The 11,200-nt window shown below is 68.7% G+C and carries 9 protein-coding genes and 1 pseudogene; 3 read left to right on the top strand and 7 right to left on the bottom strand.

From position 1 onward, the window contains the following. The 3 genes from KM933_RS37690 to KM933_RS37680 all read left to right on the top strand — a co-directional run. Positions 1 to 332: DUF8189 domain-containing protein (locus KM933_RS37690; protein WP_488269392.1), on the top strand; the 332-nt coding region annotated here is incomplete at its 5' end. 94 nt (positions 333 to 426) lie between these two features. Further along, the gene (locus KM933_RS37685; RefSeq protein WP_221361721.1) at positions 427 to 750 is read left to right on the top strand and encodes a MiAMP1 family antimicrobial peptide; all 324 of its coding nucleotides are present in this window, start codon (positions 427 to 429) and stop codon (positions 748 to 750) included. A gap of 176 nt (positions 751 to 926) precedes the next feature. Further along, complete coding sequence (locus KM933_RS37680; RefSeq protein ID WP_221361720.1) at positions 927 to 1,493, top strand: hypothetical protein; 567 nt, start codon at positions 927 to 929, stop codon at positions 1,491 to 1,493. Between the two features lie 200 nt (positions 1,494 to 1,693). Here KM933_RS37680 and KM933_RS37675 read toward each other — a convergent pair whose 3' ends face one another. The 7 genes and pseudogenes from KM933_RS37675 to KM933_RS37645 form a co-directional block, all read right to left on the bottom strand. Then, entirely contained in the window at positions 1,694 to 2,806 is a 1,113-nt protein-coding gene (locus KM933_RS37675; RefSeq protein WP_221361718.1) for an ABC transporter ATP-binding protein, read from the bottom strand. Between the two features lie 12 nt (positions 2,807 to 2,818). Then, positions 2,819 to 3,880, bottom strand: a complete 1,062-nt coding sequence (locus KM933_RS37670; protein ID WP_221361716.1) for an ABC transporter ATP-binding protein — start codon at positions 3,878 to 3,880, stop codon at positions 2,819 to 2,821. Between the two features lie 10 nt (positions 3,881 to 3,890). Next, positions 3,891 to 4,868 (bottom strand): ABC transporter permease, encoded by a 978-nt coding sequence (locus KM933_RS37665; RefSeq protein ID WP_221361706.1) that lies wholly within the window; start codon positions 4,866 to 4,868, stop codon positions 3,891 to 3,893. Positions 4,869 to 4,973: 105 nt separating this feature from the next. After that, on the bottom strand, positions 4,974 to 6,779 hold the full coding sequence (locus KM933_RS37660; protein WP_221361704.1) for an ABC transporter substrate-binding protein: 1,806 nt from the start codon (positions 6,777 to 6,779) through the stop codon (positions 4,974 to 4,976). A gap of 100 nt (positions 6,780 to 6,879) precedes the next feature. Continuing rightward, the gene (locus KM933_RS37655; RefSeq protein ID WP_221361702.1) at positions 6,880 to 7,956 is read right to left on the bottom strand and encodes an ABC transporter permease; all 1,077 of its coding nucleotides are present in this window, start codon (positions 7,954 to 7,956) and stop codon (positions 6,880 to 6,882) included. A 457-nt stretch (positions 7,957 to 8,413) separates the two neighbouring features. Further along, on the bottom strand, positions 8,414 to 10,321 hold the full coding sequence (gene typA, locus KM933_RS37650) for a translational GTPase TypA (RefSeq protein WP_221361700.1): 1,908 nt from the start codon (positions 10,319 to 10,321) through the stop codon (positions 8,414 to 8,416). A gap of 210 nt (positions 10,322 to 10,531) precedes the next feature. Beyond that, positions 10,532 to 11,200, bottom strand: a pseudogene (locus KM933_RS37645) (ABC transporter family substrate-binding protein); the annotation flags it as partial.

Raw genomic sequence — 11,200 nt, 5'->3', positions numbered from 1 at the left:
TCGCCCGCGGCACCGACAACGCCCTCCACCACCGCTGGCAGACCGGCACCGGCGGCCTCTGGTCCCACTGGAGCCCCCTCAACGGCCACCTCACGGACGACCCGGCCGTCGTCCTCAATCCCAGCGGCGACCTCTCCGTCTTCGGCCGCGACCCGGCCGGGCGCGTCACCCACACCTGGCAGCGCGGTCCCGGGCAGGGCCACGCCTGGAACGACACCTGGGTGGACATGGAGGGCAGCCTCGCCCACGACCCCGACGCGCCCGCGGCCGACGGCGCCCTCGTCGCTCCGCGCGCCCCGGCCCCGCCGGCCGACCGCGCGGGCCGCCCATGACACCCCGGAACCTCCCCGTCCGGCGCCGGGCCCCGCCCGCCCGCGACGTTCGACGCTCATCGACCGACCACAGCGACAACGACCAAGGAGTCCCATGCGTACACGACGTGCCCTCCGTACCTCCGTCAGCGCCGCGACGCTGGCGGGCGCCCTCTTCCTGGGCGCCGGCCCGGCGTTCGCGAGCAGCTTCCTCAGCTGGGCCGGACCGCAGAACACCGGCAGCGCCAGGGAGGTGTCCGCCTGCGGCTGCAACAACATCGATCCCCACCACAAGGCGGCCTACCGCTTCACCTACACGGGCCAGACCGCCGCGATGTACAACCAGTCCGACTGCCGGGGGGTGGTGCACCACACCTTCCGCGGCAGCCAGGAGAGCCGGGACGGCTTCGGCTGGAAGAGCGTCTTCTTCCACTGCTGAGTTCCGGACGGCCGAGGGCCCGGACGGCTGAGGGCCCGAACGGCCGATCGGAACGGCACCGGGGCGGGCGGGACCACCCGTCCGCCCCCGCGGGGTCCGTCCCCGCGACCACGCACTCACGGATCAGGAAGCCCAGGATGGCCCCGTGCCCCGTACCGTCCGACCACGATCCCGGCGTGACGAAGGCCGTCTGCCTCGTCGGCCGTGAACTCGGCGTCTCGGACAAGGTGATGCTCGCCGGCTTCGAGGCGGGCTGGGTCGAGTCGCACATGAACAACCTCGACTGCGGCGACCGCGACTCCCTGGGCGTCTTCCAGCAGCGCCCGAGCCAGGGCTGGGGAACCCCGGAGCAGATCCGGCACGTGCCCTACGCGGCCCGGCAGTTCTTCGTCCGCGCCGTACGGGTCGAGCAGCGGTCACCGCAGCTCACCGCGGGGCAGACGGCCCAGGCGGTGCAGCGCTCGGCCTTCCCCGACCGCTACGACCAGGCCGAGGCGAAGGCCCGCGCCCTCCTGGAGGAGGCGGTACGGGCCGTCGGCACGCCCTCGGTGCCGGCCTCGCGCGTGAGCACCGGGGTTCCGTCGGTGGTGGACCACGGTGCGGGGATGGTCGTCCTCGGGGTCGACGAGTCGGGGGAGGTCGTCCACCGCTGGCAGAACGAACCCGGTGGCGCCTGGTCGCCGTGGACGTCCCTGGGCCTCCCCGGCGCACCGGGCGAGGGCGGTCGCGCCGCCTCCCCGTGACCGCGAGGGGCGGACGGCGCCGCGTGGCCATGAGGGCCCTCGGCGTCGCCCGGCACACGGATCCGCGGCACACGGGTCCGCGGAACGCCGGACGCCGGACGGGCTGAGGGTCTCGCGGCCGAACCGCGAGACCCTCAGCCCGTCCGGTGTGTCGCGGACCGGAGGTCCGGGGGCGGAGCCCCCGGGTCATCCCCGGGTCACTACTCCGCTTCCTTCTCCAGTGCCGCCAGCGCCGGGTCCAGGACGATGTCCTCGGCCCGGGACTCCGTCGTCGGGTCCTCCGGGAAGTGGCACGCCGTCAGGTGGCCCGCACGGCTGCCGGAGATCTGGACCAGCGGGGGCTCCTCGGTCGCGCACTTGTCCTGTGCCTTCCAGCAGCGCGTGCGGAAGCGGCAGCCGGACGGCGGGTGGATCGGCGAGGGGACGTCGCCGGAGAGCCGGATCCGCTCCCGGTCCTCGGTCTCGTCGTCGAGCGCGACCTCGGGGACGGCCGACAGCAGGGCGTGGGTGTACGGGTGGCGCGGCCGGTTGTAGATGGAGTCGCGGTCGCCGACCTCCACCACCTTGCCGAGGTACATCACCGCGAGGCGCTGCGAGAAGTGCCGCACGATCGCCAGGTCGTGGGCGATGAAGAGGAAGGCGATGCCCATCTCTTCCTGGACCTTCTGCAGCAGGTTGACGACCTGCGCCTGGATCGACACGTCGAGCGCGGAGACCGGCTCGTCCGCCACGATCAGCTTCGGGTTCAGGGCGAGCGCGCGGGCCACCCCGATGCGCTGGCGCTGGCCGCCGGAGAACTCGTGCGGGAAGCGGTTGTAGTGCTCGGGGTTGAGGCCGACGAGCTCCAGCAGCTCCCGTACGCGGGTCTCGACGCCGCCCGCAGGCTTGATCCCGTTGACCTCCATCGGCGACTTGATGATGGTGCCGACGGTCTGCCGCGGGTTCAGCGAGGAGTACGGGTCCTGGAAGATCATCTGGATCTCGGACCGCACGGGCGCCAACTGCCGGCGCGAGGCGTGCGTGATGTCCTGGCCCGCGTACGTGATCTTGCCGGCCGTCGGCTCCAGGAGCCGGGTGATGAGCCGGCCGGTCGTGGACTTGCCGCAGCCGGACTCGCCGACCAGGCCGACGCTCTCGCCGGTTCCGACGGTCAGGTCGACCCCGTCGACGGCCTGCACGGCGCCGACCTTGCGCTTGATCGGGAAGCCGCCGTAGATCGGGAAGTGCTTGGTCAGGCCCTCGACGGAGAGCAGCGTCTCGCCGGCCCCGTCCACCGGGCCCTGCGGCTTCGGCAGGGTGAGTTTGTCGCTCATGTGTCGTTCTCCCTAGCCCAGCCGGGGCTTGATCTGCTCGATGAAGAAGGTCGACTTCTGCTCGTGGTCGAGATGGCAGGCGGCGCCGCGGCCCGCGGGCAGCAGCGGCCGCTCGCCGGAGCAGCGGTTGCCGGAGACCTCGGACGTGAAGCCGCACCGCGGGTGGAACGGGCAGCCCGACGGCGGGTTCAGCAGGCTGGGCGGGGTCCCCGGGATCGGGGTGAGCGCCTGCGCCGTGTCACCGCCGAGTCGCGGCATGGAGCTCAGCAGGCCCCAGGTGTACGGGTGCTGCGGGGCGCGCAGCACCTCGCGGACGCTGCCGCGCTCCACGGCCCGGCCCGAGTACATCACCAGCAGGTCGTCGGCCATCTTGGAGATGACGCCGAGGTCGTGGGTGATGAAGATGATCGCCGAGCCGAACTCCTGCTGGAGGTCCTTGAGCAGGTCCAGGATCTGCGCCTGGACGGTCACGTCGAGGGCCGTGGTGGGTTCGTCCGCGATCAGCAGGTCCGGGTCGCAGATCAGCGCCATCGCGATCATCGCGCGCTGGCGCATACCGCCCGAGAACTGGTGCGGGTAGTCGTCGAAGCGCGTCGCGGGCTGCGGGATGCCGACCTTGTCGAGCATCTCGATCGCCCGTGCCCTCGCCTCCTTCTTGGAGGCGCCGGTGTGCTTCATGAAGGGCTCCGCGATCTGCCGGCCCACCGTGTAGTACGGCGAGAGCGCCGTCAGCGGGTCCTGGAAGATCATCGCGACCTTGTTGCCGCGGAGCTTCTCCATCTCCTTCTCGGTCGCGGTGACCAGTTCCTTGCCGTCGAGGACGATCTCGCCCTCGACGGTGGCGGTCTTGGGGTTGTGCAGGCCGAGGACGGTCAGGTTGGTCACGGACTTGCCCGAGCCCGACTCCCCCACGATGCCGAGCGTCTTGCCCCGCTCGACGTCGAAGGAGAGTCCGTCGACGGCCTTCACGATGCCGTCCTCGGTGGAGAACCGCACCCGCAGGTCGCGGACCGAGAGGAAGGCCTCCGGCCCGCCCGGGGCCTTCTCGCCTTCGGTCTTGGTCAGTGTGGTCACGGTATTTCTCCTAGGCGAGGCGCACGCGCGGGTCGATGTAGGCGTAGGCGAGGTCCACGATGATGTTCAGGATCAGGATGAAGAAGGCCCCGAACAGCATGACGCCCATCGTCAGCGGCAGGTCCTTGGTCAGCGAGCCCGTGACCGCGAGACGTCCGATACCGGCGAGGTCGAAGGTGTACTCCGTGACCACCGCGCCCGACAGGAGCGCGCTGAGGTCCATGCCGATGATGGTGACGATCGGGATGAGCGAACCGCGCCAGGCATAGCGGAAGAAGACGTACCGCTGGCGCATGCCCTTGGCGCGCGCGGTGCGGACGTGCTCCTCCTGCAACTGCTCGATCATCGTCGAACGCGCCATACGCGTGTACTGCGCGGTGAAGATCGTGGCCATCACGATCCAGGGGATCAGCAGGCCCATGAACCACCCGGCCGGGTCGTCCGTGATCGACGCCTCCTTGGGGTTCTCCAGCCAGCCGGTCTGGTAGACGAGGAGGCTCAGGACGATGGGGCCCAGGAAGTAGATCTGGAACGAGCTGAGCACCATCGACGCACCGCTGACCACCTTGTCGACGGCGGTGCCGCGCTTCCAGGCGGCCAGCAGGCCCGTACCGAGACCGAACAGCAGGAAGATCACCAGGCCGCCGACGGTCAGCGAGAGCGTCAGCGGGAAGCGGTCCATGATGGAGTCCCACACGAATTCGCCGCTGTCGAACGAGACGCCCAGGCACGGGGCGGAGCAGTGTCCCTGCGGGAAGTCCCGACCGGACACGATGCCCACCATGAACTCCCAGAACTGGGTGGTGATGGGTTTGTCCAGGCCCAGGTTCTCGCGGATGACCGCGATGTTCTCGGGGGAGCAGTTCTTGCCACAGGCCAGCTGCGCGAAGTCCTGCGGGATCGTATAGAACAGGAAGAACGTGAAGGCGCCGATCAGGAACATGATCACGACGGCGCCGCTCAGCCTGCGGATGAGGAACTGAAGCATGGCGGGTGGGTGCTCTCTTCGAAACGCGGCGGCAGGAGGGGGATACCGTCCGCGGGGGTGCGCTCCGCCTGGCGCACACCCCCGCGGATCAGCCGAGCGGGATGGTTACGGTTGCTTCAGGAACAGGTCGTTGATGTCGATGTAGCTCGACTCCGTGCTGAAGCGGGCACCGCCGATGTTCGAACCGAACAGCTGCATCTGCTTCGAGTAGTAGACCGGTACGGCCGGGTTGATCTCCTCCACGATGCGGTGGTGGGCCTGCTCCCAGGTCGTGGCGGCCTCCTCGGGCTCCTGCTTGAGGGCCTTCTGGATGAGGCTGTTGACCTGCGCGTCGTCGATGTGCGAGTAGTTCGACGAGCCGTCGGCGACCTGCGTGCCGTCGTAGACAGGGGTGATGACCGTGGACGGGGACGGCCAGTCCTGGCCCCAGCCGGTCATGTACAGGTCGTACGGGTTCTTGAGCTTGCCGACCTGCTCGTAGAAGGTCGCGCGGTCGATCTCCTTGGCCTGGACGTCGAAGCCGAGCTTGTTCAGCGCGTTCTTGATGATGACCATCTGGGCCTGGCCGCGCGGGGTGTTGGAGTAGGCGTAGCTGAGCTTGGTGCCCTTCTTGAAGCCGGCCTCCTCCAGCAGTTCCTTGGCCTTCGCCGGGTCGCCGTTGGGCTTCTTCAGCTTGCCGAACGGGTCGTACTTCGGGTCGAAGCCGGGCAGGGTCGGGGCCAGCAGACCACCCGCGACCTCACCGCCGTACCGGCCGCCGTCCGCCTGCACCATGGACTGGTTCGGGATCGCGTAGGAGATCGCGTCCCGGATCTTCTTGTCCTTCACCTTGGCGCTGTCCAGGTTGAAGGTCAGCTGCCAGACGTAGACCTGGTAGCCCTGGATGGTGCGCTTCTTCGTGGCGGGGTTGCCGACGACCGTCGACATCTGGGTCGGCGCCACGGAGTCCGTGAACTGGATGGCGTTCTTGGCCTCGCCCTGGTCGGCGATCAGACGCTTGGTCTGGCTCTCCTGGTCGATGGTGTTGCTGAAGTTGTAGCCGTCGACGTACTGGTGGCGTACCGGGTCCGTCTTCTCGTCCCACTGCTCGTTCCTGACGAGCTTCAGGGTCTTGCCGGCCTTGTACTCGGAGATCTTGTACGGGCCGAGGGCCGCCGGGGCCTTGTCGTACTTCTCCTTCGTGTCCTGCTTCTCGGGCACGATGGCGTAGCCGGCCATGGCCAGGGCCTGCGGGAGGTCCGGCTGGGGGCTCTTGAAGTGGAAGACGACCGTCTTGTCGTCCGGGGTCTCCAGGACCGAGTCCGGCAGGTGCTTGCCCTTGTACGGGCCGTCGGGCAGCGCCTTGCGGTAGTCGGAGCCCGAGAGCCAGTTCTGGACGAAGGTCGGACCGTCGAAGATGACCTTCGAGTACAGCCGCTCGATGGTGTGGCGGATGTCGGCGGACGTGATGACGTTGCCGTCCTCGTCCTTGACGCCGTCCTTGAGGGTGTACGTCCAGGTCTTGCCGCCGTCGGACGACTTGCCGGAGTCGGTGGCGATGTCACCGACGACGGTCAGGTTGCCCTTGTCGTCCTCCTGGAAGTTCGTCAGACCGCGGTGGATCAGGTTGGCGAACTGGCCGGCGTCGCTGACGTAGATCTGGCCCGGGTCCATGTGGGTCAGGTCGGACTGCTGGTACACGTTGATGACGCCGCCGGACTTGGCTCCGGGCACCGCCTCGGCCGGACCGTTGGACGCCTGGGCATCACCGTAGGCAACGGGGTTCGACTGCGCCTTGGCATCCTCCTTGGACTTGGAGTCGTCCTTGGAGTTGTTCTTGCCACTGTCGTTGGAGCAGCCGGTCAGCGCCAGCGACCCCGCCGCGACGGCGACGACTATGGCGCGCGCGGTGCGCTTTCTGATGGGCTTCATGATGCCTATGCACCTACCTGTCGATAGTTGTCCACGAGTGCTGCCTGGCGATCCGGTCTCCCGGAACGGGGGTGGCAGCTCCCCCACCACCAATGGACGGTTAGCGTCCGGTCTTGGGGTCGAATGCGTCCCGGACGGAGTCGCCGAGAAGGTTGAAGGCGAGCACGAAGATCACCAGTGCGACGCCCGGGAAGAACATGAACGCGGGGTCCTCTTCGTAGATCTCGGCGCCGATGGCGAACATCCGGCCCCAGTCCGGCGTCGGCTCCGTGAAGCCCACACCGACGTAGCTGAGGAACGCGATCGAGAGGATCGTGCTGGGCAGCATGTACGTGCCCTGCACCAGGATCGGCGTGACGATGTTCGGCAGGATCTCCTTGCGCACGATACGCGCCGGGGAGGCCCCCGAGACCTTCGCCGCCTCCACGAACTCCCGCTCCCGCAGGGAGAGCACGGAACTGCGCACCAGCCGGGCCATGCCCATCCAGCCGAGGAACCACATCACCAGGATGATCGCCACAGCGCGCAGATAGGTGGGGGTCTCGTCCGTCGGGGAGACGAACAGCGCGGTGACCACCGGCATGAAGGCGATGAAGAACAGCTGCTGCGGGAAGGCCAGGAAGAAGTCGGTGACCCGGNGCTGCTGCGGGAAGGCCAGGAAGAAGTCGGTGACCCGGCCCAGCCAGTAGTCGACCTTGCCGCCGAAGTAGCCGCTGACCATGCCGATGACGACGCCCGTCAGGACGCTGAACGCCGTGACGAGGACGGCCATGTAGAGCGAGGTGCGCATGCCGTACAGCAGCATGGTGAACACGTCGCGCCCCAGCTTGGGCTCCACGCCGAACCAGAAGTCACCGGACATTCCGCCGAAGGACCCGGTGGGCATGGCGAAGTCGTCCAGCAGGAAGGGGTAGTCGGGCTCCTGCGCGTACAGCGTGTACGGGTCCTTGCCGTACACCGCCGAGATGACCGGGGCGAGGGCGGCGACCGCGAAGAAGAAAATCACCACGCACGCGGCGACGACTCCGGTACGGTCTCGCTTGAAGCGGTACCACATCAGCTGCCCGGGGGAACGGCCTTCCAGCTTCTCGGCCCCGGCGGGCTCGGTGTTCGACTCGAGCTCGGGGTCCAAGGCCGCCGACGGCCCGGAGCCCTCGGCCTTGGTTGGACTGGTCATCTTTGTTCTTCCCCCGGGGATGGAGAGTTGAGCGCAGCACAGATACCGGCAGGTTCTGTGGTTTCAGGGAACTTTCACCAAGTGGGTCAACGCGCGTCAAGGGCGGAAGACATAGGGATCTCCCTACGGTCGAAATTTTGAACAAAAATTGCAGAGAATGACACCTGGGCGCGCTTGACAGGCGAGCTGACATTCTCGCAAAGCGGACATTTATGTCGAAAATTTCGTTTACGTGTCCGAAACTTGATTGGGCATTGCCCGATATGCGAACGGCGCCGTACCGTTTCCGCCGTCGCCCGAACTGAGCCGGTTTCGGCGTGCGGGAACACCCGCGCATGCCGAAGGCCCGGCCCTCCGCTGTGCGGAGAACCGGGCGCTTCGACGAACCCCGGGAGAACCTCCCGCAAACCCCCGTCAGGACCCCCGGAGAGCCTCCGGAGGGTCCTGACGGAGCAGGTCAGCCGTGCTTGGCGCGGCTGGCGGCGCGGCCCCGCTCACGGGCGTCCAGGTTGACCTTGCGGATGCGCACGGCCTCCGGGGTCACCTCGACGCACTCGTCGTCGCGGCAGAACTCCAGCGACTGCTCCAGCGAGAGCTTGCGCGGCGGGACGATCGCCTCGAACGAGTCGGCCGCGGCCGACCGCATGTTGGTGAGCTTCTTCTCCTTGGTGATGTTCACGTCCATGTCGTCGGCGCGCGAGTTCTCACCGACGATCATGCCCTCGTACACCTCGGTGCCGGGCTCGACGAAGAGCACGCCGCGCTCCTGGAGGTTCGTCATCGCGAAGGCGGTGACGGCGCCGGCGCGGTCGGCGACCAGCGAACCGTTGTTGCGGGTCGTCAGCGTGCCGAACCACGGCTCGTGGCCCTCGTGGATGGAGTGGGCGATACCCGTGCCGCGCGTGCCCGTGAGGAACTCGGTACGGAAGCCGATCAGGCCGCGGGAGGGGACGACGAACTCCAGGCGGACCCAGCCCGAGCCGTGGTTGGACATGTTGTCCATCCGGCCCTTGCGGACGCCCATGAGCTGCGTGACCGCGCCCATGTGCTCCTCAGGGACGTCGATCGTCATGCGCTCGACGGGCTCGTGGACCTTGCCGTCGATGATCTGGGTGACCACCTGCGGCTTGCCGATGGTCAGCTCGAAGCCCTCACGGCGCATCTGCTCGACCAGGATGGCCAGCGCCAGCTCGCCGCGGCCCTGCACCTCCCAGGCGTCGGGGCGCTCGGTCTCCAGGACGCGCAGCGAGACGTTGCCGATCAGCTCGCGGTCGAGCCGGTCCTTGACCTGGCGGGCGGTGACCTTGCGGTCCTTGACCGCGGCCTTGTTCTCCGCGCCCTTGCCGGTACCGCCGCGGCCGACCAGCGGCGAGGTGTTCGTGCCGATGGTCATCGAGATCGCCGGCTCGTCGACCGTGATGAGCGGCAGCGCGACCGGGTTCTCGGGGTCGGCGAGGGTCTCGCCGATCATGATGTCCGGGATACCGGCGACCGCGCAGATGTCACCGGGGCCGGCCTTCTCCGCGGGCTTGCGGGTGAGCGCCTCGGTCATCAGCAGCTCGGTGATGCGGACGTTCGCCATCGTGCCGTCACGCTTGATCCACGTGACCGTCTGGCCCTTGCGCAGCTCGCCCTGCTCGACGCGCAGGAGCGCGATACGGCCGAGGAAGTTGTCGGCGTCCAGGTTGGTGACGTGCGCCTGGAGCGGGGCGTCCTCGTCGTAGGACGGGGCCGGGACGTGCGAGAGGATCGTGGAGAAGAACGGCTCCAGGCTGTCGCTGTCGGCCGGGACCGTGCCGTTCTCCGGCTTGGTCAGCGACGCGACACCGTCACGCGCACACGCGTAGACGATGGGGAACTCGATCTGCTCCTCGTCGGCGTCCAGGTCGAGGAAGAGGTCGTACGCCTCGTTCACGACCTCGTCGATACGGGAGTCCGGGCGGTCCGTCTTGTTGATGCACAGGATGACGGGCAGGCGGGCCTGCAGCGCCTTGCGCAGCACGAAGCGGGTCTGCGGCAGCGGGCCCTCGGAGGCGTCGACCAGCAGGACGACCGCGTCCACCATCGACAGGCCGCGCTCGACCTCACCGCCGAAGTCGGCGTGGCCGGGGGTGTCGATGATGTTGATCGTGATGACGTCGCCGCCATCCTTCGGGTGGTACTTGACCGCCGTGTTCTTGGCCAGGATCGTGATGCCCTTCTCACGTTCCAGGTCGTTCGAGTCCATCATGCGGTCGTCGAGCGACTCGGCGGCGTGCGCGGCGAAGGCACCGGCCTGCTTGAGCATGGCGTCGACCAGGGTGGTCTTGCCGTGGTCGACGTGGGCGACGATGGCGACGTTGCGGATGTCGTGGCGCGTGGCCATATTGAGGCGCTTCTCCCGGAGTGAGGTGACGGCCATCCGCTGCTGCGCGGGGCCCTGCCGGGCTGAAACGTGCCACGGCCTTGCCCCCCATGGTACGGGCCCGCCGCCGTCCGGGCTGCGCGGGTGGGCTGCGTCGGCTGTCACAGTGCGGGTCGCGGAGGGCCGCCCGCACCGTTCCCCGCGCCCCTCGCGGGGCCCGGTTCCACGGGTTCACCTGCGGGTTCCGCTCTTCTTCAAGTAGCCCATGTCCTCGTACAGGGGGGTCTGGAAACCGAAGGCACCCGCGTTGGCGAGACGGGTGCGGGCCGCCATGAGCTGGGGGCGCTGGTAGAGGGGGATCGAGCCCGCGGCGGCCCAGATGCGGGCGTCGGCCCTGCGGACCAGCTCGCGGGACTCCGCCGGGTCGAGTTCGGCGACGGCCTGGTCGAAGAGCTGGTCCACCTGGTCGGTGCCGACCCGGGTGAAGTTCTGCTCGACGTTCAGGGAGCCGTCCGCCGCCGGGACCGGCTTGGCGTAGATGGGGCGCGCGTCGGTCGCGGGGAATGCGGAGGCGGGCCAGGAGTACAGCGCCAGGTCGTACTGGCCCGAGGCGATGTGGTCCTTGAAGTAGCTCGCGTCCTCGACCTTGGAGATCTCGGTGCGGATGCCGACGCGGTCCAGCATCCGGGCGATGCGCTCCCCCACCGCCCGCAGCGACTGCGAGCCGGGGCCCGAGGGGAGCACGAAGCGCAGGGACAGCGGCCTGCCGTCCTTGGCCAGGAGCCCCGCCCCGGCCCGGCCCGGGGCGACCGTGCGGCCCGGGGCGACCGTGCGGCCCGGGGCGGCCGTGCGGCCCGGGGCGACCGTGCGGCTCGGGGCGGCCGTGCCCTTCGGCGCGTA

It is taken from the genome of Streptomyces beigongshangae (assembly GCF_019710745.1).
GTDB classification, from domain to species: Bacteria; Actinomycetota; Actinomycetes; order Streptomycetales; family Streptomycetaceae; genus Streptomyces; species Streptomyces beigongshangae.
Note: the sequence above shows the minus strand (reverse complement) of the source record. Positions and strands in the feature narration are given on the sequence as shown.